At 71.7% G+C, this 25,609-nt stretch carries 26 protein-coding genes and 3 tRNA genes; 15 read left to right on the forward strand and 14 right to left on the reverse strand.

The window, feature by feature from the left end; translation table 11 throughout:
* Positions 1-76: 76 nt before the first annotated feature.
* The 4 genes from MTP13_RS08470 to MTP13_RS08485 all read left to right on the forward strand — a co-directional run bounded on the left by MTP13_RS08470 (position 77) and on the right by MTP13_RS08485 (position 5,386).
* Positions 77-1,879, forward strand: coding sequence for a glycoside hydrolase family 3 protein (locus MTP13_RS08470; RefSeq protein WP_243570625.1), 1,803 nt, complete (start codon positions 77-79; stop codon positions 1,877-1,879).
* A gap of 64 nt (positions 1,880-1,943) precedes the next feature.
* Positions 1,944-2,342, forward strand: coding sequence for a DUF7144 family membrane protein (locus MTP13_RS08475; protein WP_243570626.1), 399 nt, complete (start codon positions 1,944-1,946; stop codon positions 2,340-2,342).
* 189 nt (positions 2,343-2,531) lie between these two features.
* Entirely contained in the window at positions 2,532-4,598 is a 2,067-nt protein-coding gene (locus MTP13_RS08480; protein ID WP_243570628.1) for an acyl-CoA dehydrogenase family protein, read from the forward strand.
* 23 nt (positions 4,599-4,621) lie between these two features.
* Positions 4,622-5,386 (forward strand): alpha/beta hydrolase, encoded by a 765-nt coding sequence (locus MTP13_RS08485; RefSeq protein ID WP_243570630.1) that lies wholly within the window; start codon positions 4,622-4,624, stop codon positions 5,384-5,386.
* Here MTP13_RS08485 and MTP13_RS08490 read toward each other — a convergent pair.
* Positions 5,364-5,540, reverse strand: coding sequence for an HPP family protein (locus MTP13_RS08490; protein ID WP_230764025.1), 177 nt, complete (start codon positions 5,538-5,540; stop codon positions 5,364-5,366). The genes MTP13_RS08485 and MTP13_RS08490 overlap by 23 nt on opposite strands.
* Positions 5,541-5,565: 25 nt before the next feature.
* Positions 5,566-6,576 carry a malate dehydrogenase gene (locus MTP13_RS08495; protein ID WP_243570631.1) on the reverse strand — a complete coding sequence of 337 codons (1,011 nt, stop codon included), beginning with the start codon at positions 6,574-6,576 and terminating at the stop codon, positions 5,566-5,568.
* 126 nt (positions 6,577-6,702) lie between these two features.
* Between MTP13_RS08495 and pip the strand changes: the two genes are divergently transcribed.
* The 3 genes from pip (at position 6,703) to MTP13_RS08510 (ending at position 8,961) form a co-directional block, all read left to right on the forward strand.
* The gene (gene pip / locus MTP13_RS08500) at positions 6,703-7,743 is read left to right on the forward strand and encodes a prolyl aminopeptidase (protein WP_243570633.1); all 1,041 of its coding nucleotides are present in this window, start codon (positions 6,703-6,705) and stop codon (positions 7,741-7,743) included.
* Positions 7,744-7,752: 9 nt separating this feature from the next.
* Positions 7,753-8,637, forward strand: coding sequence for a KPN_02809 family neutral zinc metallopeptidase (gene ypfJ / locus MTP13_RS08505; protein ID WP_243570635.1), 885 nt, complete (start codon positions 7,753-7,755; stop codon positions 8,635-8,637).
* A 114-nt stretch (positions 8,638-8,751) separates the two neighbouring features.
* Entirely contained in the window at positions 8,752-8,961 is a 210-nt protein-coding gene (locus tag MTP13_RS08510; RefSeq protein ID WP_243570636.1) for a hypothetical protein, read from the forward strand.
* A gap of 95 nt (positions 8,962-9,056) precedes the next feature.
* On the opposite strand, the gene MTP13_RS08515 is transcribed toward MTP13_RS08510, so the two are convergent.
* Positions 9,057-9,299 carry a hypothetical protein gene (locus tag MTP13_RS08515; protein ID WP_243570638.1) on the reverse strand — a complete coding sequence of 81 codons (243 nt, stop codon included), beginning with the start codon at positions 9,297-9,299 and terminating at the stop codon, positions 9,057-9,059.
* A gap of 137 nt (positions 9,300-9,436) precedes the next feature.
* Between MTP13_RS08515 and MTP13_RS08520 the strand changes: the two genes are divergently transcribed.
* Positions 9,437-11,905 carry an HAD-IC family P-type ATPase gene (locus MTP13_RS08520; RefSeq protein ID WP_243570639.1) on the forward strand — a complete coding sequence of 823 codons (2,469 nt, stop codon included), beginning with the start codon at positions 9,437-9,439 and terminating at the stop codon, positions 11,903-11,905.
* Here MTP13_RS08520 and MTP13_RS08525 read toward each other — a convergent pair.
* A complete protein-coding gene (locus tag MTP13_RS08525) occupies positions 11,889-13,328 on the reverse strand; it encodes an MFS transporter (RefSeq protein ID WP_243570640.1) in 1,440 nt (479 codons plus the stop codon). The genes MTP13_RS08520 and MTP13_RS08525 overlap by 17 nt on opposite strands.
* Positions 13,329-13,465: 137 nt before the next feature.
* On the opposite strand from MTP13_RS08525, the gene MTP13_RS08530 reads away from it, so the two are divergent.
* The 3 genes from MTP13_RS08530 (at position 13,466) to MTP13_RS08540 (ending at position 17,620) form a co-directional block, all read left to right on the forward strand.
* Positions 13,466-14,152 (forward strand): DUF2510 domain-containing protein, encoded by a 687-nt coding sequence (locus MTP13_RS08530; protein ID WP_243570641.1) that lies wholly within the window; start codon positions 13,466-13,468, stop codon positions 14,150-14,152.
* A gap of 196 nt (positions 14,153-14,348) precedes the next feature.
* The gene (locus tag MTP13_RS08535; RefSeq protein ID WP_243570643.1) at positions 14,349-15,764 is read left to right on the forward strand and encodes an APC family permease; all 1,416 of its coding nucleotides are present in this window, start codon (positions 14,349-14,351) and stop codon (positions 15,762-15,764) included.
* Between the two features lie 50 nt (positions 15,765-15,814).
* Positions 15,815-17,620 (forward strand): amidohydrolase, encoded by a 1,806-nt coding sequence (locus MTP13_RS08540; RefSeq protein WP_243570644.1) that lies wholly within the window; start codon positions 15,815-15,817, stop codon positions 17,618-17,620.
* Positions 17,621-17,646: 26 nt separating this feature from the next.
* On the opposite strand, the gene MTP13_RS08545 is transcribed toward MTP13_RS08540, so the two are convergent.
* Positions 17,647-18,246, reverse strand: a complete 600-nt coding sequence (locus MTP13_RS08545; RefSeq protein WP_243570647.1) for a TetR/AcrR family transcriptional regulator — start codon at positions 18,244-18,246, stop codon at positions 17,647-17,649.
* Positions 18,236-18,880, reverse strand: a complete 645-nt coding sequence (locus tag MTP13_RS08550) for a TetR/AcrR family transcriptional regulator (RefSeq protein WP_243570648.1) — start codon at positions 18,878-18,880, stop codon at positions 18,236-18,238. The genes MTP13_RS08545 and MTP13_RS08550 overlap by 11 nt, the downstream gene beginning before the upstream one ends.
* Before the next feature lie 161 nt (positions 18,881-19,041).
* Here MTP13_RS08550 and MTP13_RS08555 point away from each other — a divergent pair, with 161 nt between their 5' ends.
* Entirely contained in the window at positions 19,042-19,923 is an 882-nt protein-coding gene (locus MTP13_RS08555) for a M23 family metallopeptidase (RefSeq protein WP_243570650.1), read from the forward strand.
* A gap of 60 nt (positions 19,924-19,983) precedes the next feature.
* Here the strand turns inward: MTP13_RS08555 and MTP13_RS08560 are convergent, their stop codons facing one another.
* From MTP13_RS08560 to MTP13_RS08575, 4 genes are read right to left on the reverse strand one after another with little or no spacing between them, the layout of a single operon-like run.
* Positions 19,984-20,355 (reverse strand): hypothetical protein, encoded by a 372-nt coding sequence (locus tag MTP13_RS08560; protein WP_243570651.1) that lies wholly within the window; start codon positions 20,353-20,355, stop codon positions 19,984-19,986.
* Positions 20,352-20,630, reverse strand: a complete 279-nt coding sequence (locus MTP13_RS08565; protein ID WP_243570653.1) for a hypothetical protein — start codon at positions 20,628-20,630, stop codon at positions 20,352-20,354. Before MTP13_RS08565 ends, MTP13_RS08560 begins: the two co-directional genes overlap by 4 nt.
* A complete protein-coding gene (locus MTP13_RS08570) occupies positions 20,627-20,929 on the reverse strand; it encodes a hypothetical protein (protein WP_243570654.1) in 303 nt (100 codons plus the stop codon). Before MTP13_RS08570 ends, MTP13_RS08565 begins: the two co-directional genes overlap by 4 nt.
* Positions 20,930-20,962: 33 nt before the next feature.
* Positions 20,963-21,307, reverse strand: a complete 345-nt coding sequence (locus MTP13_RS08575) for a hypothetical protein (protein ID WP_243570656.1) — start codon at positions 21,305-21,307, stop codon at positions 20,963-20,965.
* Positions 21,308-21,465: 158 nt separating this feature from the next.
* Here MTP13_RS08575 and MTP13_RS08580 point away from each other — a divergent pair, with 158 nt between their 5' ends.
* Positions 21,466-21,765 carry a hypothetical protein gene (locus tag MTP13_RS08580; RefSeq protein WP_243570657.1) on the forward strand — a complete coding sequence of 100 codons (300 nt, stop codon included), beginning with the start codon at positions 21,466-21,468 and terminating at the stop codon, positions 21,763-21,765.
* A gap of 62 nt (positions 21,766-21,827) precedes the next feature.
* On the opposite strand, the gene MTP13_RS08585 is transcribed toward MTP13_RS08580, so the two are convergent.
* The 3 genes from MTP13_RS08585 to MTP13_RS08595 all read right to left on the reverse strand — a co-directional run bounded on the left by MTP13_RS08585 (position 21,828) and on the right by MTP13_RS08595 (position 22,161).
* Positions 21,828-21,900, reverse strand: a tRNA-Phe gene (locus MTP13_RS08585).
* 77 nt (positions 21,901-21,977) lie between these two features.
* Positions 21,978-22,051, reverse strand: a tRNA-Asp gene (locus MTP13_RS08590).
* A 37-nt stretch (positions 22,052-22,088) separates the two neighbouring features.
* A tRNA-Glu gene (locus MTP13_RS08595) sits at positions 22,089-22,161 on the reverse strand.
* Between the two features lie 278 nt (positions 22,162-22,439).
* On the opposite strand from MTP13_RS08595, the gene MTP13_RS08600 reads away from it, so the two are divergent.
* Both MTP13_RS08600 and MTP13_RS08605 read left to right on the forward strand, forming a co-directional pair.
* On the forward strand, positions 22,440-23,720 hold the full coding sequence (locus MTP13_RS08600) for a M23 family metallopeptidase (protein WP_243570659.1): 1,281 nt from the start codon (positions 22,440-22,442) through the stop codon (positions 23,718-23,720).
* Positions 23,713-25,029: a C40 family peptidase gene (locus tag MTP13_RS08605; protein WP_243570660.1), complete on the forward strand. Its 1,317-nt coding sequence runs from the start codon at positions 23,713-23,715 to the stop codon at positions 25,027-25,029. Before MTP13_RS08600 ends, MTP13_RS08605 begins: the two co-directional genes overlap by 8 nt.
* A gap of 68 nt (positions 25,030-25,097) precedes the next feature.
* Here MTP13_RS08605 and ppa read toward each other — a convergent pair whose 3' ends face one another.
* Positions 25,098-25,583 carry an inorganic diphosphatase gene (ppa, locus tag MTP13_RS08610; protein ID WP_243570662.1) on the reverse strand — a complete coding sequence of 162 codons (486 nt, stop codon included), beginning with the start codon at positions 25,581-25,583 and terminating at the stop codon, positions 25,098-25,100.
* Positions 25,584-25,609: the final 26 nt, after the last annotated feature.

Consider the following 25,609-nt stretch of genomic DNA (forward strand, 5'->3'; position numbering starts at 1 on the left):
CGACCCGGCACTCGAAAACCTAGCGGCATTCGGTTTATGCTGGCTCCACCGAGCCCGAGCATGAAGGAGTGCAGGCATGACCGACCAGCAGCAGACGACCGTCGACACCCGCTACCGAGACGCGAGCCTCCCGGTCGCCGAACGGGTCGAGATCCTCCTCGCGCAGATGACGCTGGAAGAGAAGGCGGGCCTCTTCTTCCAGACGATGATCGGCATCGGCGAGGGCGGCACGCTCTCCGAGGGCGACGCGACCTTCGGCCTGCCGGCCACCACCGACTACGTGCTCGACCGCCACCTGACCCACTTCAACGTGCTGCAGGCGCCCGCCGACGCCGGCCAGATCGCCGAGTGGCACAACCGCCTGCAGGAGCTCGCCGCCTCGACGCGCCTCGGCATCCCCGTCACCATCTCGACGGACCCCCGCCACTCGTACACCGACAACCCGCTCGCCGGCCTCCTCGCGGGCGCCTTCTCGGTCTGGCCCGAGACCATGGGACTCGCGGCGATCGGCGACGAGGAGCTCGTCGAGCGCTTCGGCGACATCGCCCGCCAGGAGTACACGGCCGTCGGCATCCGCGTCGCCCTGCACCCGCAGATCGACCTCGCGACCGAGCCGCGCTGGTCGCGCGCCCTGCAGACCTTCGGCGAGGACGTCGAGCTCGCCAGCCGTCTCGGCGCCGCGTACATCCGCGGCTTCCAGGGCGAGACGCTCGGGCCCGACTCGGTCGCGACGATGACGAAGCACTTCCCGGGCGGCGGCCCGCAGCTCGGCGGCGAGGACCCGCACTTCGCGCACGGCCGCGAGCAGGTCTACCCGGGCGGCCAGTTCGAGCTGCACCTGAAGCCCTTCGAGGCGGCCTTCGAGGCGGGCACGAGCCAGATCATGCCGTACTATGGCATGCCCGTCGGCACCGAGTACGAAGAGGTGGGCTTCGGCTTCAACAAGTCCGTCATCACGGGCCTGCTGCGCGAGCGCTACGGCTTCGACGGCATCGTCTGCACCGACTGGGGCCTCATCAGCGACTCCGAGATCATGGGCGCGCCGTTCCCGGCGCGCGCCTGGGGCGTCGAGCACCTCGCGCCGCGCGAGCGGATGAAGAAGGTCATCGACGCCGGCTGCGACCAGTTCGGCGGCGAGGCGGTGCCCGAGCTCCTCGTCGCGCTCGTGCGCGACGGCGAGCTCAGCGAGGCGCGGCTGGATGCCTCGGCCCGCCGCCTGCTGCGCGAGAAGTTCGTGCTCGGCCTCTTCGACCGGCCGTTCGTCGACGTCGACCGGGCCCGCGAACTCGTCGGCCGCGCCGACTTCGTCGCGGCGGGCGAGGCGGCCCAGCGGGCGGCCATCGCGCTGCTCGTGAACCGCGAGCGCGAGGTCGCCGGGGCGCCGGCCGCCCCCGTGCTGCCCTTCGCCCGCGGGCTGAAGCTCTACGTCGAGGGCATCGACGCCGAGATCGCGGGGGAGTACGGCACGGTCGTGGGAAGCCCCGCCGAGGCCGACGTCGCGGTGCTCCGCCTGCAGGCGCCCTACGAGGAGCGGCCGACCTTCTTCGAGAACTTCTTCCACTCCGGCTCGCTCGACTTCCCCGCCGACGTCGTCGCCCACGTGCGCGAGGTCGCGGCCGCGGTGCCGACGGTCGTCGACGTCTTCCTCGACCGGCCGGCGATCCTCACCCCCTTCGTGGACGAGCTCGCGGCGCTCACCGGCAACTGGGGCGCGAGCCCGCGCGCCGTGCTCGACGTGCTGACGGGGGCCGCCGAGCCCAAGGGCCGGCTCCCGTTCGACCTGCCGTCGAGCATGGCGGCGGTCGACGCGAACCGGCCCGACGTGCCCTTCGACACGGCCGATCCGCTGTTCCGGCACGGCCACGGTCTCGCCTACTGACCGGACTCGTCGCTACGATCGGGGCCAGGCGCCGCATCGGGCGGCGGGATCCGGGGGGATCGACATGGGACAGGTCAAACGGCCCGGCGGGGTCACGCTCGTCGCGGTGCTGACGTGGATCTCGGGCTTGCTCGACATCATCGGCGGCACCCTGCTGCTCTTCCAGACGAGCGTGGTCTCGACCGCCGAGGCCTTCGGCGGCGCGAGCGGCCTCGTCGCCTCGGCGATCGTGTCGATCCTGATCGGCGCCATCGTGATCGTCGTCGCGAACGGGCTGCTGCGCGGCAGCGCGGTCTCGCGCATGGTGATCACGGTGATCGAGGTGCTCTCGATCATCGCGTCGATCTTCTTCGCGATCGCCTACCCGGCGGGGGCCATCGGCGAGTACTTCTCGGCGGCGATCGCGCTGATCGTCATCGCGCTGCTCTGGACCGGGCGGGCGAACGCCTTCTTCCGCGGCTGAGCGAGTCGGCACCGCCGCGCTTGTCGAACATCCAACGGGCGCGGATGCCTCGTTTGTAGACACCGCACAGCAGCCGACGACGCTCGGCCGGGCCCGCTTGTCGCCGGTCGACCGAGCGTTTCGGGTGCCGCGGGGCCGGTCGTAGCGTGAGGGGACACCCACGAAGCGAAGTCGGAGGCGAGACCGAAGATGGTTGACACTGCAGCGCGCACCGAGGCGAAGCCCGCCACCCCTGCCGCCCGTTCCACCGGGGGGCCGAAGGTCGACGTCGCCGCGCTCGGCCGGCAGCTGCTCGGCACTTGGGCCGACATCCGCCTCGCCTCCCGCGAGCGCGCGGCGATGCCCGAGCTGCAGCGCATCGAGGGCCAGACGATGGCCGAGCACCGCGAGCGCGTGCTGGGGCAGCTGAAGCTGCTCGTCGAGCAGGGCGCCGTGCACCGCGCCTTCCCGACCTCGCTCGGCGGCGAGGACGACCACGGCGGCAACATCGCCGCCTTCGAGGAGCTCGTCATCGCCGACCCGAGCCTCCAGATCAAGTCGGGCGTGCAGTGGGGCCTCTTCGGCGCCGCCGTGCTGCACCTCGGCACGAAGCCGCACCACGAGAAGTTCCTGCCGGCGATCATGTCGCTCGAGGTGCCCGGCGCCTTCGCGATGACCGAGATCGGCCACGGCTCCGACGTCGCGGCGATCGCGACGACCGCCACCTACGACCCGGAGACCGAGGAGTTCGTCATCCACACGCCGTTCCGCGCGGCGTGGAAGGAGTACCTCGGCAACGCCGGCCTCCACGGCAAGCATGCGACCGTGTTCGCGCAGCTCATCACGAACGGCGTGAACCACGGCGTGCACTGCTTCTACGTGCCGATCCGCGACGACGAGGGCGACTTCCTGCCCGGCGTCGGCGGCGAGGACGACGGGCTGAAGGGCGGCCTCAACGGCATCGACAACGGCCGGCTGCACTTCACGAACGTGCGCATCCCGCGCGAGAACCTGCTGAACCGCTACGGCGACGTGGCCGCCGACGGCACCTACTCCTCGCCCATCCAGAGCCCGGGCCGGCGCTTCTTCACGATGCTCGGCACCCTCGTGCAGGGCCGGGTCTCGCTCGACGGCGCCGCGACCGTCGCGAGCGCGATGGGGCTCACCATCGCGATCACCTACGGCAACCAGCGCCGCCAGTTCACCGCCTCGAGCGACACCGAGGAAGAGGTGCTGCTCGACTACCAGCGCCACCAGCGCCGGCTGCTGCCGCGGCTCGCGACGACGTACGCGCAGTACTTCGCGCACGACGAGTTCCTCGTGAAGTTCGACGCCGTGTTCAGCGGCGCCGCCGACAGCGACGACGACCGCCAGGACCTCGAGACCATCGCGGCCGCGCTGAAGCCGCTGTCCACCTGGCACGCCCTCGACACCCTGCAGGAGGCGCGCGAGGCCTGCGGCGGCGCCGGTTTCATCGCCGAGAACCGCATCACGGGCCTCCGCCACGACCTCGACATCTACGTCACCTTCGAGGGCGACAACAACGTGCTGCTGCAGCTCGTCGCGAAGCGCCTGCTCACCGACTTCTCGAAGCAGTTCAAGAACGCCGACGCCGGCGCCATGGCCCGCTACGTCGTCTCGCAGACGGCCGAGCGCGCCTACCACGGCACCGGCCTGCGCCGCCTCGGCCAGACCATCGCGGACTTCGGCTCGACCGCGCGCTCGGTGAGCGAGCTCCGCGACGAGGCATCCCAGCGCGAGCTCCTCACCGACCGCGTCGAGACGATGATCGCCGAGATCGCCGGCCGCCTGCGCGACGCGCGCAAGCTGCCGAAGGCCGACGCGGCCGCCGCGTTCAACCGCAACCAGAACGAGCTCATCGAGGCGGCCCGCGCGCACGGCGAGCTGCTGCAGTGGGAGGCGTTCACCCGGGCGCTCGCCCGCGTCGAGGACGAGGGCACGAAGCAGGTGCTCACCTGGGTGCGCGACCTGTTCGGCCTCGGCCTGCTGGAGAAGCACCTCGCCTGGTACCTGATGCACGGCCGGCTCTCGCCGCAGCGGGCGCAGGCGGTCGGCGCCTACATCGACCGCCTCGTGGAGCGCCTCCGCCCGTATGCGCAGGACCTCGTCGACGCCTTCGGCTTCCGCCCGGAGCACCTGCGCGCCACGATCGCCACGGGCATCGAGCAGGAGCGGCAGGACGAGGCCCGCGCGTGGTTCGACGAGCAGCGCCGGGCCGGCACCCTGCCCGTGCCGGAGAAGTCCGCCAAGAAGTAGCGCTCGAGACGTAGGCTTCGGGCATGCGCCGACTGCTCCGGATCCTCGTCTCGATCGTGGGCGTTCTCGCCCTGCTCGCCGTGCTGTTCCTCGCCTACGCGCACACGGTGATGCAGGGCGAGCGCCCCGCCGCGCTCGCGGCCTGGCAGGACGACGCCGTGACGATCACCTCCGCCGACGCGGGCATCGTGATCGCGCCGGCCGATCCGGGCACCGGGCCCGCGAGCGGCCAGGGCCTCGTCTTCATCCCCGGCGCGAAGGTCGACCCCTACGCGTACCTGTTCAAGCTCTCCGGCGTCGTCGAGGAGACGGGGCTCACGGTCGTGATCACGAAGCCGACGCTGAACCTCGCCTTCTTCGACACCCGGCCGCTCGCCGCCTTCACGGCGCTCGCGCCCGACGTCGACGCCTGGTGGGTGGGCGGGCACTCGCTCGGCGGTGTGCGCGCCTGCCAGTTGGCCGGGGACGCGGATGCCTCGGGCGACGCCGAGGTGCTCGGCGTCATGCTGTTCGGCTCGTACTGCGCGAACGACCTCTCGGGCTCCGAGCTCGCCGCGCTCAGCGTCTCGGGCTCGAACGACGGCCTGTCGACGCCCGCGAAGATCGAAGCGGCGAGCGGGCTGCTGCCGCCCGGCGCCGAGTTCGTCGAGCTCGAGGGGGTCAACCACGCCGACTTCGGCGACTACGGCGTGCAGCCGGGCGACGGCGAGTCGACGGTCGACGACGCGGAGGTGCGGCGCGAGATCGCCGAGGCCGTGGCGGCGTTCAGTCGTTCGGCGGGCGCATGATCGCGCCGGTGGCGAGGCCGACGAGCAGGCCCGCGGGCAGCCACAGCCAGAAGCCGGTCCAGAGGCTCACCCCGACGCCGACGAGCGCCCCCACGATGATGCCGACGATGAGCTGCTTGCGGCGGGCGGGGGAGAGCGGAGCGCGATCGGCCATGCTGCCAGCCTAGGCGGCGCGGGCGTCAGATCAGGCCGAGCGAGCGCACCTGTTCGCGCTCGTCGACGAGCTCGGCGACCGAGGCATCGATGCGGTGCCGGGCGAACTCGTCGATCGCGAGGCCCTGCACGATGCGCCACGCCCCGTCGACCGACTCCACCGGGAACGAGGAGACGAGCCCCTCCGGCACGCCGTAGGAGCCGTCGGACACGACCGCGGCGCTCGTCCAGCCGTCGGGGGTGCCCTGCACCCAGTCGCGGACGTGGTCGATGGTGGCCGCCGCGGCCGAGGCGACCGAGGAGGAGCCGCGCACCTCGATGATCTCCGCGCCGCGCTTGGCGACCCGCGGGATGAACTCGCCGACGAGCCACTCCCGGTACGCCTCGTGGCCGAGCCGGGCGGAGAGCAGCGCCGGGACCGCGTCGCCCGCCGCCGTGGCGTGCGCGAGGTCGGGGAACTGCGAGGCCGAGTGGTTGCCCCAGATGGTGACGCCGCGGATCTCGGCGACCGGCGTGTCGGTCGCGACCGACAGCTGGCCGAGCGCGCGGTTGTGGTCGAGCCGGGTGAGGGCCGTGAAGCGTTCGGCCGGCACGTCGGGCGCGTGCGCCGAGGCGATGAGGGCGTTCGTGTTGGCCGGGTTGCCGACCACGACGACGCGGATGTCGTCCGCCGCCGCCGCGTTGATGGCCGCGCCCTGCGGCCCGAAGATGCCGCCGTTCGCCTGCAGCAGCTCGGCGCGCTCCATGCCCGCCGTCCGCGGCCTGGCGCCGACGAGCAGGCCGATGTTCGCGCCCGAGAAGGCGGTGTGCGCGTCGTCGGTGACCTCGACGCCGGCGAGCAGCGGGAACGCGGAGTCCTGCAGTTCGAGGGCGGCGCCCTCGGCCGCTCTGAGCCCCTGCGGGATCTCGAGCAGGTGCAGCCGCACCGGCGTCTCGGGCCCGAGCAGGGCGCCCGAGGCGATGCGGAACAGGAGGGCGTATCCGATCTGGCCGCCGGCCCCGGTGAGGGTGACGGTGACCGGCTTCTTCGCTGCCATGCCCCGAGCCTACGCCCGCGGCGCGGCTGGCATCCTGAGCAACGCTCGATCTCGGGCCCGGGCAATCGGTCAGACCAATCGGCGCGGCGCGCGGTCGAGGCATCCCGACGCGGATACCGTGGCCCCATGCGCGAGTTGTACCCGGAGATCGAACCGCTCGAGACCGGCATGCTGGACGTCGGCGACGGTCATCACATCTACTGGGAGGTCTCGGGCAACCGGACCGGCAAGCCCGTGGTGTTCCTGCACGGCGGGCCGGGCGGCGCGACGAAGCCCGCGCAGCGGCGCCTCTTCGACCCCGAGAAGTACCGCATCGTGCTGTTCGACCAGCGCGGTTGCGGGCTGTCGATCCCGCACGCTTCCGAGCCCGGCGCGAGCCTCGCGACGAACACCACCTGGCACCTCATCGCCGACATCGAGCGCCTGCGCGCGCATCTCGGCATCGATCGCTGGCAGGTCTTCGGCGGTTCCTGGGGGAGCGCGCTCGGCCTCGCGTACGCCGAGACCCACCCCGAGCGGGTGACCGAGCTCGTGCTGCGCGGCATCTTCACGCTCCGCCGGGCGGAGCTCGACTGGTTCTACGAGGGCGGCGCGGCGGCGCTGCTGCCCGACCGCTGGCGCGAGTTCGTCGAGCCCGTGCCGTTCGGCGAGCGCTCGCACCTCGTCGAGGCGTACGGCCGGCTGCTCAGCGACCCGGACCCCGCCGTGCACCAGCCCGCAGCGATCGCCTGGGCGCGCTGGGAGGCCGCCGCGATCACCCTGCTGCCGCAGCCCGAGAACCTCGAGGCGTACGGCTCGCCGGAGTTCGCGACCGCCTTCGCCCGGATCGAGAACCACTACTTCCGGCACGGCGGCTGGTGGGAGGAGGGGCAGCTCATCCGCGACGCGGTGCGCCTGCGGGACATCCCCGCCGTGATCGTGCAGGGGCGCTACGACCTGTGCACGCCCATGATGACCGCGTGGGACCTGCACGTCGCGTGGCCCGAGGCGGAGCTGCGGATCATCGACGACGCCGGCCACGCCTTCGACGAGCCGGGCATCCTCGACGCGCTCATCGAGGCGACGGACCGCTTCGCGGCCGGGATCGAGCCCGAGGGCGGCGAGCCCGACGACAGCAGCGAGCTCGACGACCCGGACATCGAGACGGGCCGCCCCGAGGCGGAGTAGCGTCGCAGCATGACCTTCGATCCGAACGCCGACATCAGCGGCGGCAAGGCCTCCAAGCGGGGCCGGACCACCGGCATCGCGGTCGCGGGCGGCGGCGGCGTGCTCATCGTGCTCTTCCTCGTCTCGCAACTGCTCGGGGTCGACCTCACCGGCCTCGCCGGCGGCACCGGTCAGCAGCAGGAGGTCGTCGAGGACTCGAGCCTCGACACCTGCCTCACCGGGCAGGACGCGAACGAGCGGGTGGAGTGCCGGATGAAGGGCGCCTCGGCCTCGCTCGAGACCTACTGGGAGACGGAGGCCCCCGAGATCGGCGTCGCCTATCGCGCGCCGAACGACTTCGTCATGTTCGACCAGGCGACCTCGACCGGATGCGGCCAGGCCTCCTCGGCGACGGGCCCGTTCTACTGCCCGCCCGACGAGACGATCTACCTCGACGTCAGCTTCTACGACGAGCTGCGCACCCGCTTCGGCGCGCAGGGCGGCCCGCTGGCCGAGATGTACGTGATCGCGCACGAGTGGGGTCACCACGTGCAGAACCTCGCCGGCGTGCTCGAGTCGACCCGCGACGGGCAGACCGGGCCGAGCTCGAACGCCGTCCGCGTCGAGCTGCAGGCCGACTGCTTCGCGGGCGCGTGGGCCGCGGCGGCGTCGAGCACGAGGGACGGCGACGGCGTCGCGTTCCTGAAGCCGATCACGCCCGCCGAGTACCGCTCCGCGCTCGATGCGGCGGCCGCCGTCGGTGACGACCACATCCAGCAGTCGATGCAGGGCCAGGTCATGCCGCACACCTTCACCCACGGCACGAGCGAGCAGCGCATCCGCTGGTTCGAGACGGGCTTCGACGGCGGTGCCGGCGCCTGCAACACCTTCGACGTCGCCGGCGGCTCGCTCTAGGGAGGCCGCGTCGCGGATTTCGGGCGATCCGCGTCATGATCCGGCCCCGCCCGCGTCTCTTCCATGAAGCCATGACGGCCGACGGGCCGTCAGCGTGAGCGATTGGGATGGGACATGCGACGACGCACGCCACCGGTGCAGCACCGGGAGTTCTTCCGGGCCATGAATTCCGAGGAGGTCATCGCCTGCCTGTGCACCTGCACGCGGGCGGCCGACCACTGGTACGGCGCGCCGATCGGCGCCCCGGCGCTGACGGCCGAGGAGCTGCTCGGCACCGTGGAGCCCGAACCCGAACCGGTGCGCGAAACCGCAGCGCACGTCTGATCGTCGGGCGGCGGGACGGGACGGTGTCCCGGCCGCGCCGTCCCGTCGCCCGGGCATATTGTTACACAATCCTCCGGGCGCGGCGAGCCCGAACCTCAGCCGCCCGAGGGGGCGTCGCCGACCGCGGTGATGACCGCGTCCACGTCGTGCTCGCTCGCGGGCAGGCCGGCCTGCTCGAGGCGCTCGGCCACCATCCGGCGCACGTCGTCGACGTTGCCGAGGAGCGCGTCGCCGCGCACCTGCTCGATCACGCCCTCGAGCTTCCGGCCGCGATCGGCGTCGTCGTGACCCTCCTGGATCGGTTCGGACTGGGTGGGCTGCTCGTTTCCTGCGTCCATGGCCCGATGGTCGCATCCGCGCCGGCTCGCCCACAGGGCCTTGACACGCGCCCGACGGCGCTCGCGCCGCACGGCGGCGCTGTGCCAGACTCGACCCCGTCGGACGGGGCCCGACGGCCGGGGGATCGGGGGATGCGGTGGACGACGCGACGCACCTCGCCGCCAGGCACCTCGAGGCCACCGACCCCGTCGCGGGTCTGAGCCGCGCCGAAGCCGCGCGACGCGCCGCGGCCGGGCTCGCGAACATCGCGACGGATGCCTCGAGCCGGAGCCTGTGGAGCATCCTCCGCGCGAACGTCTTCACCCTCTTCAACGGCATCGTCGTCGGCGGCTTCGCCCTGCTGTTCGCGCTCGGCCGCTGGCAGGACGCGCTGTTCGGCTTCGCCGCGATCGCGAACGCCGCGATCGGCGTCACCCAGGAGTACCGCGCCAAGCGGGCGCTCGACCGGCTCGCCCTCCTGCACGCCCCGAAGGCCCGCGTCGTCCGCGACGGCGAGGAGCAGGAGCTCGCCGTGCGCGAGGTCGTGCTCGGCGACCTGCTCGTGCTCCGCGCCGGCGACCAGGTCACCGCCGACGGCGTCGTGCTCGACGGGCTCCGCCTCGAGGCCGACGAGTCGCTGCTGACCGGCGAGTCCGACCCCGTCGACAAACTGCCGGGCGACCGGGTGCTCTCGGGCTCCATCGTCGTCGCCGGCCAGGGCTCGGTCGAGGTCACGGCGGTCGGCGACCAGGCGTTCGCGGCGACGCTGACCGCCGAGGCGAAGCGATTCTCCCTCGTCGCGTCCGAGCTGCGCAGCTCCGTCGACCGCATCCTGAAGTGGATCACCTGGGCGATCTTCCCGATCATGATCGTCGTCGTGAACGCGAACATGCAGGCCGCGGGCGGCTGGCAGCACGCGATCGAGAGCGGCGCCTGGCGGGATGCCGCGACCGCCTCGGTCGCGGCGGTGATCGCGATGATCCCGCTCGGCCTCGTGCTCATGACGAGCATCGCCTTCGCGGTGGGCGCCGTGAAGCTCGGCTCGCACAAGGTGCTCGTGCAGGAGCTGCCCGCCGTCGAGGGGCTCGCCCGGGTCGACCTGATCTGCCTCGACAAGACGGGCACCATCACGACGGGCGACGTGCGCTTCGACGGGGTGCACGAGCTCGGCGAGGCCCGGCCCGCGCACTGGGAGCGGGTGCTCGCCTGGCACGGCGCCGAGCCGGAGGCGAACGCGACCGCCCGATGCCTCGCCGAGCGCTTCCCCGACGACGAGGGCCTCGCGCCGGCGGAGCGCATCGAGTTCTCCTCCGGGCGCAAGTGGAGCGCGGTGTCCTTCGCCGACGGCGCCGCGGGCACGTGGGTGTTCGGCGCTCCGGAGTTCGTGCTCGCGGCAGAACCGGCCGGCCGTGACGCCGCAGCCGGCGCCGCGCTCGAGCAGGGCCGCGAGCTCGCCGCGAGCGGGCGGCGCACGCTGCTGCTCGCGCACGCGCCGGCGCCCCTCGACGCGGACCTCGTCGAGCGCGCCGCGCTGCCGGGCGGGCTCGTGCCGGTGGCCCTGCTCACCTTCCGCGAGGTGGTGCGCGACGACGCGGCATCCACGCTCCGCTACTTCGCGAAGGAGGGCGTCGAGGTCCGCGTGATCTCCGGCGACAGCCCGCTCACCGTCGCCGCCGTCGCCCGCGAGGTCGGCCTCGACGCCGGCGAGGGCTTCGACGCCCGCGAACTGCCGGACGACGCCGTCGAGCTCGGCCGGGTGCTCGACGAGCACCGCGTCTTCGGCCGGGTCACCCCGGTGCAGAAGCGAGCGATGGTGCACGCGCTCAAGGAGCGCGGGCACACCGTCGCGATGACCGGCGACGGGGTGAACGACGCGCTCGCGATCAAGGACGCCGACATGGGCATCGCGATGGAGTCGGGCTCGGCCGCGACGAAGGCGGTCGCCCGCATCGTGCTCCTCGACAACCGCTTCTCGCACCTGCCGGGCGTGGTCGCCGAGGGGCGGCGGGTGATCGCGAACATCGAACGGGTGTCGATGCTCTTCCTCTCGAAGACCTCGTACGCGATCACGATGTCGGTGCTGTTCGGCATCCTGCTCTGGGCGTTCCCGCTGCTGCCGCGCCAGCTCTCCGTGACCGACGGCCTGACCATCGGCATCCCCGCGTTCCTGCTCGCGCTGCTGCCGAACTCCCGCCGCTACGTGCCCGGCTTCCTGCGCCGCTCGCTGTCGTTCGCGATCCCGGCGGGGCTCGTGGTCGCGGCGGCGATCACCGTGGTCTCCGGGATCGCCCGGGCGACGGGGGACGCCGAGGACGCCGTGCGCACGGCGTCGATGGTGACGCTCGCGCTCATCGGGCTGTGGATCCTCGGCGTCCTGTCGCGGCCGTTCACCTGGATCAAGGCGGGCGTGGTGCTCGCGATGGTCGCGGGGCTCGCGCTCGTGCTCGTCGTGCCGATCGCGCAGGAGTTCCTGGAGCTCGCCATGCCGGGGCGCGACACGCTCACCGCGATGGCCTGGACGGTGCCAGCCGCCTGGGTGCTGATCGAGGGGATCGGCTTCTGGCACCGCCGCCGGTTCGGCGCGGCCTCCGAGATCGAGGTGAAGCGGGTCAGGCGCCGGAGCTGAGCTCCGCCGCCTCCGGCTGCTCCGCGCTCGCCGGGCCCCGGCCCCGGCCGCGCAGGAACAGCACCGCCGCGAGGAAGCCCACCGCCGCGACGATCGCGGCCCCGAGGAACGCGGCCGCGTAGCCGGGCGTCAGCCCTGCGGCATCCGTCCCGCTCGTCGCCGCCGCGCCGACCGCGGTGAGGATCGCGAGTCCCACCGCCGAGCCGATCTGGTAGCTCGTGTTCACGAGGCCCGAGGCGACGCCGGCCTCCTCCGGCCGGGCGGCGCTGATCGCGGTGCCGAGCGACGGCACGAAGGCGAGCGCCATGCCGAACGCCGCGACGAGCGAGGCCGGCAGCACGTCGACCGCGTACGCGCCGTCCGGACGCACGAGGGCGAGCCAGCCGAGCCCCGCCGCGAGCAGCACGAAGCCCCACGCGATGAGCGGCTTCGCCCCGAACCGCGCCTGCAGCCTGGGCGCGAGCGCCACCATGACGACGACGATGAGGGCGGTCATCGGCAGGAGCGCCGCGCCCGAGGCGAACGCGCCGGCGCCGAGCACCTGCTGCAGGTACAGGTTCAGGAAGAACCACATCGGCACCCACGCGGCGCCGAGCAGGAGCTGCGCGAGGTTCGCGCCGCCCAGCTGCGGGGCGCGGAAGAGACCGAGGCGGAGGAGCGGCGTGCGCCGCCGCGCCTGGATGACGAAGAAGAGGGCGAGGAGCACGGCGCCGACGACGAGGCCGATGACCGTTTCGGGCCCGCCCCAGCCCGCCTCGGGCGCGCGGACGACCGCGTACACGATGGCGGCGAGGCCGAGCGTCGCGGTGATCGCCCCGCCGAGATCGACCGAGCCGCGGCCGCCGGGGACCGCGGGCAGGGCCGCCGGGGTCAGCACGATGACGAGGACGGCGATCGGCACCGTGACGTAGAGGACCCACGGCCAGCTCGCGTACTCCGTGAGCACGCCGCCGAGGAAGACGCCGGCGGTGCCGCCGATCGGGGCGGCTGCGCCGTAGACGGCGAAGGCGCGGGGGAGCTCCGCGGTGCCGCCGAAGAGCACCATCAGCAGGGAGAGCGCCGCCGGGGCGATGAGGGCTGCGCCGCCGCCCTGCACCGCGCGGCCGACGATCTCGGTCACCGCGTCGGGCGCGGCGCCCGCGACGATCGAGCCGAGCGCGAGGATCGCCCAGCCGGCGATGAACACGCGGCGGGCGCCGAGCACGTCGGCGAGGCGTCCGCCGAGAAGCAGGAGCCCGCCGAAGGCGACGACGTAGGCGTTGAACACCCACGACAGCGACTCGGGGGAGAAGCCGAGGGCGGCCTGCATGTCGGGCAGGGCGACCCCGATGATCGAGGTGTCCATGATGACGACGAACTGGGCCGCGGCGATGAGCGCGAGGCCGAGGCCGCGGCGGCCGCCGGATCTGCTGGTGGGTGACATGGTGCTGCTCCGTTTCGGATGAGGCTCGGGGCATCTGGTTGTTAATACCCCTAGGGGGTATAGATATAGTGGAGCGTGGCGGCCGCGTCAAGCCGCGTGACGTCGTTAGCATGGGCGGGAGAGAGACGGGAGCCTCGATGACGGACGCGCACGGCCAGCAGATCGCCCCTGGGTGGTACCCCGACCCCGCCGGAAGCGGCGGGCAGCGCTGGTGGGACGGGATCGGCTGGACCGAGCACGTCGCGCCGGCGGCGGCACCGGTCGCAGCGGCGGCGCCGGTCGCGCCGGCCGCGGCTGCGCCGGCCTCGGGGCCCGCGCCGTACCAGCCGTACGGGACGCCCGCCCATCGCGTGCCCGAGGGGACGCCGACCGGCACGGTGTGGATCTGGCTCGTGGTGTTCCTGCCGCTGCTGCCGCTCGTCATGCTCTTCTTCTGGGACGTGCGCGGCTACCTCGAGGCCTCGATCGCGAACCCCTATGCGGCGAGCACCGGGATCTTCTTCGACCCCTGGTATCTGACGCTCATGATCCTCGGCTGGGTCGTGTACGGCCTGTCCGTCTGGTTCGCGTACCTCGATTCCGCGGCGCTTGCGCGGCTCGGCTACGCGCGCCGCTTCCACTGGGCGTGGACCTTCCTCTCCGCGCTCGTCTACGTCATCGGGCGCAGCGTCTTCGTGCGCCGGGAGTCCGGCCGCGGCCTGGCGCCCCTGTGGGCGGTGATCGCCGTCAACGTGACGAGCTTCATCGTCGTGATGATCTGGACCGTGTGGTTCATGACCGAGATCTTCGAGTTCGTGCGCACCATGCCGATGACGAGCTACTAGGCCGCCGCGCGACCCCGACGCCCCCGCATCCGCTCGGATGCGGGGGCGTTCGCGTTGCCGCACGTAACGGTTTGAAAACGTCACTAGGAAATGGTGTTGTGCGTTTCAATAACTCACCCTAGGCTCGCAGACGTTCACGCCGACGGCTCCGCCGCGGCACCCGCGACGGGGCGACGGATGCCTCGGTGACACAAGGATGTGCGCAGTGGCAGCACCGACCCTCAAGCGCTCGCTCGGCATGTGGGCCATCGTCGGACTCGGTCTCGGGTACATGGCCCCGGTGACCGTGTTCGACACCTTCGGCATCGTGAGCGAGGAGACCGACGGCGTGGTGCCGATGGCCTACCTCGTCGGCCTCGTGGTGCTGCTGTTCACCGCGGTCAGCTACGGCGCGATGGTGCGCGCGTTCCCGGCCGCGGGCTCCGCCTACACCTACACGCGCGAGGCGATCCACCCCGCGCTCGGCTTCCTCGTCGGCTGGGCCTCGCTGCTCGACTACCTGCTGCTGCCCGTCGTGAACGCGGTCATCATCCGGCTCTACATGGAGCAGTTCTTCCCCGAGGTGCCGGGGTGGGTCTGGGTGGTCGGCGTCGCGGCCCTCCTCATCGGCCTCAACGTCGTGAGCGTCAAGGCGACCTCGCGGGTGAACGGCGTGCTGCTCATCGCCGCGCTCGCCGGCATCGCGGCGTTCCTGGTGCTCGCCGGGCTGCAGATCTCGAAGGGCCTGGGCACGGGCACGCTGTTCTCGCTGCAGCCCATCTGGCACGACGGCGTGCAGCTGACGGCCGTGCTCGCGGGCACCACGATCGTCGCCTTCTCGTTCATCGGCTTCGACGCGGTCACCATGTACGCCGAGGAGGCGAAGAACCCGAACGCGGTGCCGCGGGCCGTGATGCTGACCGTGCTGATCGGCGGCGCGATCTTCTTCGCGGGGGCGTGGTTCGCGCAGTCCGCGTTCCCGACGCTCGACGGGTTCGAGTACACCGACGACACGCTGCCCGAACTCGCGCTCTTCGTCGGCGGCCAGGCCTTCCAGCTCCTCTTCGTGGCCGTCGCCTTCGCGGCTGCCGTCGCCTCGGGGCTCTCCTCGCACGCGAGCGTCTCGCGGCTGCTGTACGTGATGGGACGCAACGGCGTGCTCGCCCCGAAGCGCTGGTTCGGCGCGGTGAGCCCGCGCTTCCGCACCCCGGTGTTCACGACGGTGCTCGCCGGGCTCGTCGTGCTGCTCGCGATCACGCCCACGCTCGACCTCATCTCCTCGGTCATCAACTTCGGCGCGCTCATCGCCTTCACCTTCGTGAACCTCGCCGTCATCGCCCACTACGCGATCCGCCAGGGCCGCCGACGCACCCCCGCCGACGTCGTGCGCTTCATCGTGCTGCCGCTCCTCGGGGCTGCCGGCACCGGCCTGCTGTGGGTGCACCTGAGCGCCGACGCGATGATCCTCGGCTCCGTCTGGACCGCCGTCGGCCTCGTCATCCTGTTCGCCGTCACCCGCGGCTTCCGCCGCCCCGTCGCCGAGCTCGGCATCGACGAGGCCGACGGCGCCGACGGGTCCGATGCCGACGAGGCATCCGCGCCCGACGAGACGCCCACCGTGCCGACGCGCTAGCCCGCCCGGCCGCTCCCCGACCCCCGAACCACCCCCAGAAAGGAACGCGAATGCGCAACCCCACTCGCACCAGGCGCCTCATGGCGATCGGCACCGCCGCCGTCGTCACCGGGCTCCTCGCCGCATGCAGCCCGGCGACGCCGGCCTCCGACGCGGACGCCGCCGACACGGTGCTGACGAACGGCTTCGTCTGGACCGTCGACGCCGAGAACAGCGTGCAGCAGGCCGTCGCCATCACCGACGGCGAGATCGTCTACGTCGGCGACGACGCCGGCGCGAAGCAGCTCATCGGCGAGCGCACCGAGGTGATCGACCTCGACGGCAAGATGCTGATGCCGGGCATGCAGGACGCCCACGTGCACACCTTCCTCGGCGGCGACAAGCTGACGGCCTGCAACCTCAACTTCGAGTCGCTCACCATCCCGCAGTTCCAGGAGAAGATCCAGGCCTGCCTCGACGAGGAGGGCGACACCGACAAGCCGCTCATCGTCGAGACCTGGTACCGCCAGGCGATGCAGCCGCAGGGCGTCACCGTCGACAAGACGGTGCTCGACGCGCTCGACACCGACCGCGCGGTGCTCGTGTACACGACCGACGGGCACTCGGTGCTGCTGAACTCCAAGGCGCTCGAGGTCGCGGACATCACCTCGGAGCACTCCGGCCCGCCGCACATCGAGGTCGACGCGAACGGGGTGCCGAACGGCATCCTCGAGGAGGGCGCGGCGTTCATGGCGCGCGGCAAGATCGTGCCGCCGCGCACGCTCGACGAGAGCGTCGCCTCGGCTTCCGCCGCGATGTCGGCGCTCTCCGCCGTGGGCGTCACGGCGTACATGGACCAGCTCTCGGGCGACGACGTCGCCTCCGCCATGACCGAGCTGCGCGAGCGCGGTGAGCTCACGACGCGCGTGTTCCTCGCGCCGAACGTCTCCGCCGAGCTCGGCAAGACCGATCCGCGCGCCGCGGTCGACGAGGTGCTCGCGTACCGCGAGCAGTGGGCGACGGATGCCTCGGCCGAGGAGCCGGGCATCGCGGTGAACAACGTCGCCGAGTTCGGCCTCGACGGCGTGCTGCAGGCCCCCGCGCTGACCGCGTCGTTCCTCGAGCCGTACTACGTGAACGTCGGCACCGAGGACGCGCCCGACTGGCAGCCCGGCACGGACGCCGGCCCCGAGCCGGAGTACACGGCCGAGCAGATGGGCGCGATCGTCGCGCTGCTCCTCGACGAGGACATCACGCCGGAGCCGCACGCCATCGGCGACCGCGCGGTGCGCACCGCGCTCGACGCCTTCGAGATCGCCCGCGCCGAGTCCGACTCGGACACGCCCCTCGCCATCGCCCACGCGGAGTCGGTGCACCCCGACGACCTGGCGCGTTTCGCGGAGCTCGACGTGCTGCCCGCCATGGGGCTGCAGTGGGCGAAGCCCGCGTTCGACTCGATCGACGCCGCCCAGGACACTCTCGGCCCGGAGCGCTTCGCCCGCACCGAGCCGATCGGCAGCCTCGCCGACGCGGGTGCGCAGGTCGCGAACGGCAGCGACTGGCCGGTCGACCCGCTGAACCCCTTCGCCTCGCTGCAGATCTCGATGACGCGTGAGAACCCCGAGGGCGGTGACCGCTTCCCCGGCAAGCTCGGCGAGGACCGCGGGCTCACCATCGAGGAGGCGATCCGCGCGATGACGATCAACCCGGCCCGCATCATGCACGGCGATGCCACGAGCGGCTCGATCGAGGTCGGCAAGTACGCGGACCTCATCGTGCTCGACCAGAACCTCACCGAGGTGCCGGTCGACGAGATCGTCGACACCAAGGTCGAGCTCACCCTGCTCGGCGGGAAGGCGGTCTACGGCGAGCTCTGAGCGGTTCTCGCCGGCTTACGCCCTGATCACGCCCGCCGGATCGTCGACAGCACCACGTCGAGGGTCCGGCGGGCGTCGTCCGGGCCGATGAGGCCGGCGAGCCAGCGCTGGCTGAGCCCCTCGACCAGGGCCGTCAGGAGCTCGGCCACGGCCTGCGGTGCCGCGGCCGTCTCGATCGAGCCGTCGGCGAGGCCGCGCAGGATGCCGATGGTGACCTGCTCGTTCCACCGCTCGGTCGCCCGCCGCACCGCCTCGGCGAGCTCGGGGTCCTCGATGGGCAGCGCGGTCACCTCGTTCCAGATGAGGTTGAGGTCGCGCACCTCGGGGGAGTCGTCGAACTCCGCGTGCAGCGCACCGCGCAGCGCCTCGTAGCCGCTCGCCTCGCGGTCGCGGTGCAGCAGGTTCACCGAGGGCGCCCTCTCTGCGGCGTACTGGAACACCCCGCGCACGAGCGCCTGCCGGTTGGGGAAGTGGTAGTACGTCAGCTGCGAGGTGACGCCGGCGCGCGCCGTGATGTCCTTGACCACGAACGCGTCGAGGCCGCGCTCGCCGATCACCTGCGCCGCGGCGGCGAGGATGCGGTCGCGCTTGGAGGCGGGCTTCTGCGCCTTCGCGTCAGTCGGCATCCGTCGCCCCGTCTGCGAGGACCGCGCCCGTGGCCAGGGCGAGCAGCTCGAGCCCGCGCTCGGCGGGCAGCAGTGAGGAGCGCACCCGCTGCTGCAGCCCGTCGACGAGCGCCGTGAGCGCCGTCGCCGTCTCGGCCGGCGCCTCCGGGTGCGTCTCGGCGAGCTGCGGCACCGCCGCCGTAACGAGCCGGGTCATCCCGCCGTTCCAGCCTTCGAGCGTCCTCGCGAGGGCCGGGCGGATGGCCGGGTCGAACGCCGCCGCCCGCATCGCCTCGGCATATACCCGGTCCTGGCGGGCAGCCTCGGCGTCGACGCCGATGTGCTGGCTGAGCGCCGTGCGCAGCCGCTCGGCCGGCGGCAGCTCCTGCGGCGGGCGCCGGTACGCATAGTGGTCGAGCGCCTCCGCGAGCGCCGCCCGCACCAGGTCCTGCCGGTTCTCGAAGTGGTAGTAGAGCAGCCCGAGCGAGACGTCGGCGGACTCGGCGACCGCCTCGACCGTCACCCCGCGCACGCCGTGCTCGCTCAGCAGCTCCGTCGCCGCCCCGAGGATCGCGGCACGTGTCGACGCGGCCTTCGAGGGCTTCGGCGCCTGCTCGGGCTTCGATGCCGTCGAGGGCTGCTGCGGTGCGGGCACGAATCCGATTCTACGGGCGGATATCGCGGCGGCGTGTCGGGTATGCGCGCCGTCGCCCCGCTCCGTAGTTTCGAACATGTCTTCGAAGAACAGGGTTCCGGACGCGGGGCCCGAATTCATCCCAACAGTACGAAACACGAACACGAATGAAAGGAGGGCGCATGGTTCGCTATCAGCATCCGTTCCCCAAGGCCGCCAACTACGACGCGTCCGATCCGTACGGCATGGAGCCGCCGCCCCCGTTCCGCAATGGGGCGCCGCACCGAGGGGCCGACTACAACGGGCCGGCGGCGCAGAACCTCGCCCCGGTGCCGGCGATCGCCGAGGGCGTCGTCGACTGGAGCGCCTGGTATGAGGGGCTCGGCAACGTCGTCACCATCAAACACGCCGACGGCGCCTACAGCGGCTACTGCCACCTCACCGACCGCAACGTGAGCGTCGGGCAGACCATCGCTCGCGGCGCGATCGTCGGTCGCGTGGGCGGGACTGCGACGAGCGATTTCAGCTACGCACCCCACCTCCACCTCACGATGGGCTGGAGCTCGGCCGCGACCCGCGGCTCCGGCTCCTACTGGAGCGACCACTTCGATCCCATCCCGTACATCGATCAGCGACTCAACGCACCAGAAACAGGAGACGACATGGCCAAGAGCTACCCGACCCGCGACGACTACCGAGGCGACTTCACCCTCGCCATCAACCAGGCCACCCAGCTGAAGAACGCGAACGGCACCGACGCGAACATCGCGGCGACGCCCGACGTCGGCCGTCTGTTCGTCACAGGCCACGTGTACGCCCAGGCCGCGGCGGGTCAGGCACTCGACATCTGGTTCATCCTCTCCGACGTCTCGACCGGTGCGGAGTCGCCGCACTTCGTGGAGCGGGCCGTCGCCGGCCCCGACGGGCGCATCTTCGCGAACCCGACCTTCCAGCTCGGTCTCGCCTCGACGCGCCGCGTGTTCCTCCGGATCCAGGCGCCGTCGTCGAACACGGCGACGGTCAAGATCACTCGACTCGCGGCGGACGCCACGCTGTTCCAGTAATCCGAGTGGCGTGAGCGGCGCATGAAGCGGGCGGGGATGCCGGGAGGCATCCCCGCCCGTTCAGCTGAACAGCAGCGACGCGAGGACTGCCAACACGACCGCGGCGACGGGCGCCGCGACGAACATGACGATCGTTGCGACGAGGGCGAACCGGGCGTCCGAACGGCCGAGACCACCGAGCCGGCCGGCGCTCGCAAGCCCCTTCGCCGCGAACACGATCGTGGTCACGGTGAGGCCCAGATAGGGGAGGAACCCGATCCAGACGACGATCAGCCCGATCGTCTGGACGGTCGGCGACGGGACGAACGTGAGGACGATCGGCACGAGCCAGAATACGGCTGCGACCGCGATGGTCCACGGCGCGAGCTTCCGGGCGGTCGTCGCCGGGCGATTGCTCGGCGGGGCCCAGGTATTCACTGGGGTCGTGGTCATGCTCGGGTGCTCCGTTCGAGCTTGCGGGTGCGGGCGCTGCCCAGCGCCCAGCCGGCGGCGAAGGCGCCGACCGCGACCGCGAGCACGAGCAGGGCGACGCCCCAGATGCGCTCGGGCGACACCGGCGACAAGCCGCCGACGAAGCCGAAATCGGCGAGGGGCTGATAGGCGAACCATCCGAACGACGCGCTCGGCGCCGGGAGCAGGATGAGCACGACCCCGGCCGTCGCGAGGGCCGCCGCGCCGACGCCCATCGCCGCCAGTCCGATCTTCATTGCTGCTCCTCCGCGCCGGGTGCCTGGTCACTTGAGCGCGACCGGTCGCGTGGTTGGGGGTCGAGCGCTCGCGCCAGGGCCTGTCCGAGCGCTGGCGCTGGAACCTCGATGGCAGGTTCGACGGCGTCGTCGCGCTCCAGTGCAGAGGTCAGACGCTGCAGCAGGTCCTCGGCGGTGAACGTGCGCCAGCGCTCGGGCTCGTCGTACGCGGAGTCGCGCAGGTCCCACAGCGCATCGATCAGCTGTTCCGTCGTCTGCGCCGCATCGAGGCGCTTCAGGCCGTTCGCGAGTCCGTCCACATGCAGATCGTATTGGGCCGCGGAGGGGTGAAGCTACGGCATCCTGCCAGCGAACCGGGCGTAGAGCTCGGGCGACCGATCGCGAAGCCGGCCCCAGAATGCCGCCTCCCATGCGTCGGGATCGGCATCGTAGCGCTGCGCCTCGGCCCGGTACCTCTCGAACGCGCGCTGCGCGACCGCTGCGTCCCATGGTCGTCTCGTGCAGTCGTTCAGGAGCTGCGCCCCGAAGTGCACAACCTCGTCGCGGTACGAGGCGAGGGCCGCCTCGAGCCAGCGCGCGTGGTCGTCCGCGCGCTCGCCGGTCGCGAGGTAGGCCTCCCACCGTGCGTCGAGCTGCGCACGGAACGGATCGGCTGCTCGCCCGGCATCCACGCTCATGACTGGAGCGTACCGACTCGGTGCGCCGATGCGTCTGCAACGTACTTGGCCGGCGCTATCGTCGGATCAGCACCGCCGGACGGGCGAGTGCCGGAATGGGTGGAAGCAGGATGAGTAGCGCGGAGCTTGAGGCGCGGTTTCGGGCGGCGATGAGTGCCGTGGCCGAAGCGGTCCTCAACAGAGGAGCGCGGCGCACCTACGACATCGTTATGGACGGTGCCGGTCAGTTCATCGACGAGTACTTCGACTGCGCGCACAGTGGGGCCGCGTACCGCCTCTGGATGGAGATCGGCGACCTCGCCGACGACCCACGTGGGCCGCTGTCCGAGCGGATGACGGATGAGATCGGCCGCAAAGCGGCGTCGGAGTGGCTGGCGATCGATCAGTCCTCGCCGCTCGCGGTCGATGCGTACTTCGCGCGCTGGGGATGGCCGGAGGCGTGGCGGGCAAAGGGATAAGTCGCTCGTTGGCCCCAAGCGCCATGAAACAAGAAACCCCCGCTCTCGCGGGGGTTTCGCTGTGGCTCCGACCGGCATCGATCCGGTGACCTTTCGATTTTCAGTCGAACGCTCTACCAACTGAGCTACAGAGCCTCGGGGCATCCGATGAAACGGTGCCTCGATAAGGAGAAAGCCCCTTCTCTCGAAAGGGAAAGGGCTTGTCGCCTGAGCGACCCTGACGGGACTTGAACCCGCGACCTCCGCCGTGACAGGGCGGCACGCTAACCAACTGCGCCACAGGGCCTCGTAATGAGACTATTCAATTGTAAAACCTTCGAGAGTGACCCCAACGGGATTCGAACCCGTGCTGCCGCCGTGAAAGGGCGGTGTCCTAGGCCACTAAACGATGGGGCCGGGTGGGAGTGCTTGCGCTCTCCCGCCGACAGCCAAGCATACGGGTTTCCCGCCGAGATTCCAAAACGAGGCCGGCGACCGTTCTCACCGCGGGCCGGCGCCCCTTGGACATGCCCGCCGAAATGCCGTTCGCCCCGTGAATCCATGCCTATCGTGGCTCTGATCGCCTCAAGCTGAGCTTGAACCAGAAGCTCCAGCACCGAGCTCGAACACCGAGCTCGAACACCAGCTCGAACACAGAACGGCGCGGGGGCCCGAGCCCGCGTGGACGGGGAACCATGTACCGAACCACAGTCAACCGCCCGACGACGAAGCGCCGGACCCCGGCGCGGCTGCGCCGTGCCCTGGCGACCCTGCTCGCCGCGGGGCTCGCGGTCACCGGCACGGTGCTGGGCGCGAGCCCGGCTATGGCCGCCGACTACCCGACGTGGGACGAGCTGCAGGCGGCGAAGGCCGACACCGCGGCCGCCGCCGACGCGGTCGCCGAGATCACCTCGCTCATCGCCCAGCTCGAGCAGAACGTCGCGACGACGCGCGCCGAGGCCGAGAAGCGGATGGCCGAGTTCCTCGACGCGCAGCAGCGCTACGACGACGCTGCCCGCAAGGCCGGCGAGATCGAGCAGCTCGCCGAGGAGACCGCGGCCGAGGCCGCCGACGCCAAGAAGAACGCCGGCCAGGTCGCGGCGCAGCTCTACCGCTCCGGCGGCGGCGACTTGAGCGTCGACCTCTTCCTCGAGTCGGGCGACGAGTTCGCGACCGATGCCCTCCTCTCCAAGCTCGGCAACATGGAGAAGATGGTCGAGCGCACCTCCGAGGTGTACCGCAGCGCCCAGTCCAAGTCGAACGACGCGGAATCGCTCGGCGAGCAGGCCGAGGTCGCCAAGGCCGAGCGCGAGAAGCTCCGCATCGCCGCGCAGGACGCGCTCGCCGCGGCCCAGGAGGCGCAGGCGGCCGCGGAGGCCGCGCTGAGCGAGTCGCAGACGAGGAAGGTCGAGCTCGACCAGCAGCTGAAGTTCATGAAGGACACCGAGGCGAAGACCACGGCGGCCTACCAGGAGGGCGAGCGCATCCGGAAGGCCGAGGAGGAGAAGCGCCGCCGCGAGGCGCTCGCGGCCGGCTCCCCGGGCACCGTGGCGAGCTCGGGCTGGGCCCGTCCGGCCTCCGGCTACATCTCCGACGGCTACGGTGCGCGCCCGATCATCTGCGGCGGCGGCTACTGCTCGAGCGGCTTCCACTACGCCTACGACATCGCCACCGGCTGCGGGGCGCCGATCTACGCGGCCAACAGCGGCACGGTCTCGATCGCGGGCTGGAGCGGCAGCTACGGCAACTACGTGAAGATCAACCACGGCGGCAACATCTCGACCGGCTACGCGCACATCCGCGAGGGCGGCATCCTCGTCGGCGCGGGGCAGTGGGTCTCGGCCGGCCAGCAGATCGCATGGAGCGGCACGACGGGCGCCTCCACCGGCTGCCACCTGCACTTCGAGGTCTGGGACGGCTGGGACCGCATCAATCCCGGCCCCTTCATGTCGGCACGAGGAGTGAACCTTGGCTGAGAACCGTACCCGCCCGGTCTCCCGGGTGAAGCCCGCGACCGTGTTCTCCGCGGTCGCCGTCGGCGCCGTGACGGCGTCGCTCGGCGTCTCCGGCGCCCCCGCCTTCGCCGTCGACTACCCGTCGTGGGGCGAGATCGAGCAGGCGAAGCAGAACGAGCAGACCAAGCAGGCGGAGATCGCCCGGCTCGGCGAACTGCTCGCGGGGCTGCAGGCGACGGCGGATGCCGCGGTGCGCGACTCGCAGATCGCCGCCGAGGCGTACCGGCAGACCGTGATCGAACGCGACGAGGCGGTCGAGCGCGAGGCCTCGCTCGGCAAGCAGGCCGACGAGGCCGAGGCCGTCGCCGAGATCTCGAAGATGCGGGCGGGGCTCATCGCCGCGCACCTCGCGAAGGCCGGCGGCAACGACCTGACCACCTCGCTCGTCTTCTCGGGCGACAGCGCTGGGCTGCTGAAGCAGCTGGGCATGGCGTCGAAGCTCGGCGAGCAGTCGACCTCGGTCTACGAGCAGGCGCTCGCCGACCGCAACGCGGCCGACTCGCTGCGCGAGCAGGCCGACGCCGCCGCGAAGGAGCGCAAGAAGCTCGCCGACGACGCGAAGTCCCAGTACGACGACGCCCAGTCGAAGGCGGATGCCGCGACCGCGGCGGTCGCGGAGCAGGAGCGCCGCTCCTCGGAGCTCTACGCCCAGCTCGCCCGCCTCAAGGACACCACCGCCGAGCTCGAGCGCGAGCGGGTGGAAGGCATCGCCCGCGAAGAGGCCGAGGAGGCCCTGCGGCCCGACCCGCCCGCCACGGGCGGCGGCAACACCGGCGGGGGGAACACCGGCGGTGGGAACACGGGCGGGGGCAACACCGGTGGCGGCAACACCGGTGGCGGCGGCACGACCCCGACGCCGACGACGCCCCCGAAGCCGACCACCCCGAAGCCGCCGAACCAGGGCGCGGTCGAGTCGGCCATCTGGTACGCCTCGCAGCAGCTCGGCGAGCCCTACCGCCTCGGCGGCGCCGGCCCGGACGTCTGGGACTGCTCCGGCCTCACGAAGATGGCCTACGGCTACGCGGGCATCTACGTCGGCACGCACTCGGCGACGAACCAGTACTACACGCTCGCGGGCCAGGGGAAGGCGGTGTCGCTCGGCAGCATCCAGCGCGGCGACCTGCTGTTCTGGGGATCCGGCGGCGACTATTACCACGTCGCGATCTACCTCGGCGGCGGGCGCATCCTCGAGGCGCCGCGCGAGGGCGTCCCTGTGCGCGAGTACTTCATCTGGGGCAGCCCCTCGGCGGCCGCCCGCCCGACCGGCTGAGCCGCTCGCAGCAGACGACGAAGGGGGCGAGCCGATCGGCTCGCCCCCTTCCTGTGTCTCGGCTCGGCTCAGTGGCCGGGGAAGGCTTCGAACGCCTTCTGGATGAGCGCCTCGGCCTCGGCCGCGTTCGCCCAGCCCTCGGTCTTGACCCACTTGCCGGGCTCGAGGTCCTTGTAGTGCTCGAAGAAGTGCTCGATCTCCTTCTTCGTGTACTCGGGGATGGTGTCGACGTCCTGGATGTGGTTCCAGCGCGGGTCGCCCGCGGGCACCGCGATGACCTTCGCGTCGCCGCCGCCGTCGTCGGTCATGTGGAAGACGCCGACCGGGCGCACCTTCACGCCCACGCCGGGGAACAGCGGGTACTCGAGCAGCACCAGCACGTCCAGCGGGTCGCCGTCGTCGCCCAGCGTGTTCTCGAAGAAGCCGTAGTCGGTGGGGTAGACGAAGCCCGTGTAGAGCACGCGGTCGAGGAAGACCCGGCCGGTCTCGTGGTCGACCTCGTACTTGTTGCGGCTCCCCTTCGGGATCTCGATGACGGCGTTGTACTCGCCCATGTGCTCTCCTTGTGTGAAGTCCCGCC

Source organism: Agromyces soli, assembly GCF_022811605.1.
In the GTDB taxonomy this organism is placed as follows: domain Bacteria; phylum Actinomycetota; class Actinomycetes; order Actinomycetales; family Microbacteriaceae; genus Agromyces; species Agromyces soli.

What these genes read in the sequence shown, in the direction of transcription:
- MTP13_RS08470 (WP_243570625.1), top strand. Translation starts at nt 77, where the DNA reads ATGACCGACCAGCAGCAGACGACCGTCGACACCCGCTACCGAGACGCG.
- MTP13_RS08475 (WP_243570626.1), top strand. Translation starts at nt 1,944, where the DNA reads ATGGGACAGGTCAAACGGCCCGGCGGGGTCACGCTCGTCGCGGTGCTG.
- MTP13_RS08480 (WP_243570628.1), top strand. Translation starts at nt 2,532, where the DNA reads ATGGTTGACACTGCAGCGCGCACCGAGGCGAAGCCCGCCACCCCTGCC.
- MTP13_RS08485 (WP_243570630.1), top strand. Translation starts at nt 4,622, where the DNA reads ATGCGCCGACTGCTCCGGATCCTCGTCTCGATCGTGGGCGTTCTCGCC.
- MTP13_RS08490 (WP_230764025.1), bottom strand. Translation starts at nt 5,540, where the DNA reads ATGGCCGATCGCGCTCCGCTCTCCCCCGCCCGCCGCAAGCAGCTCATC.
- MTP13_RS08495 (WP_243570631.1), bottom strand. Translation starts at nt 6,576, where the DNA reads ATGGCAGCGAAGAAGCCGGTCACCGTCACCCTCACCGGGGCCGGCGGC.
- pip (WP_243570633.1), top strand. Translation starts at nt 6,703, where the DNA reads ATGCGCGAGTTGTACCCGGAGATCGAACCGCTCGAGACCGGCATGCTG.
- ypfJ (WP_243570635.1), top strand. Translation starts at nt 7,753, where the DNA reads ATGACCTTCGATCCGAACGCCGACATCAGCGGCGGCAAGGCCTCCAAG.
- MTP13_RS08510 (WP_243570636.1), top strand. Translation starts at nt 8,752, where the DNA reads ATGCGACGACGCACGCCACCGGTGCAGCACCGGGAGTTCTTCCGGGCC.
- MTP13_RS08515 (WP_243570638.1), bottom strand. Translation starts at nt 9,299, where the DNA reads ATGGACGCAGGAAACGAGCAGCCCACCCAGTCCGAACCGATCCAGGAG.
- MTP13_RS08525 (WP_243570640.1), bottom strand. Translation starts at nt 13,328, where the DNA reads ATGTCACCCACCAGCAGATCCGGCGGCCGCCGCGGCCTCGGCCTCGCG.
- MTP13_RS08530 (WP_243570641.1), top strand. Translation starts at nt 13,466, where the DNA reads ATGACGGACGCGCACGGCCAGCAGATCGCCCCTGGGTGGTACCCCGAC.
- MTP13_RS08535 (WP_243570643.1), top strand. Translation starts at nt 14,349, where the DNA reads ATGTGCGCAGTGGCAGCACCGACCCTCAAGCGCTCGCTCGGCATGTGG.
- MTP13_RS08540 (WP_243570644.1), top strand. Translation starts at nt 15,815, where the DNA reads ATGCGCAACCCCACTCGCACCAGGCGCCTCATGGCGATCGGCACCGCC.
- MTP13_RS08545 (WP_243570647.1), bottom strand. Translation starts at nt 18,246, where the DNA reads ATGCCGACTGACGCGAAGGCGCAGAAGCCCGCCTCCAAGCGCGACCGC.
- MTP13_RS08555 (WP_243570650.1), top strand. Translation starts at nt 19,042, where the DNA reads ATGGTTCGCTATCAGCATCCGTTCCCCAAGGCCGCCAACTACGACGCG.
- MTP13_RS08560 (WP_243570651.1), bottom strand. Translation starts at nt 20,355, where the DNA reads ATGACCACGACCCCAGTGAATACCTGGGCCCCGCCGAGCAATCGCCCG.
- MTP13_RS08565 (WP_243570653.1), bottom strand. Translation starts at nt 20,630, where the DNA reads ATGAAGATCGGACTGGCGGCGATGGGCGTCGGCGCGGCGGCCCTCGCG.
- MTP13_RS08575 (WP_243570656.1), bottom strand. Translation starts at nt 21,307, where the DNA reads ATGAGCGTGGATGCCGGGCGAGCAGCCGATCCGTTCCGTGCGCAGCTC.
- MTP13_RS08600 (WP_243570659.1), top strand. Translation starts at nt 22,440, where the DNA reads ATGTACCGAACCACAGTCAACCGCCCGACGACGAAGCGCCGGACCCCG.
- ppa (WP_243570662.1), bottom strand. Translation starts at nt 25,583, where the DNA reads ATGGGCGAGTACAACGCCGTCATCGAGATCCCGAAGGGGAGCCGCAAC.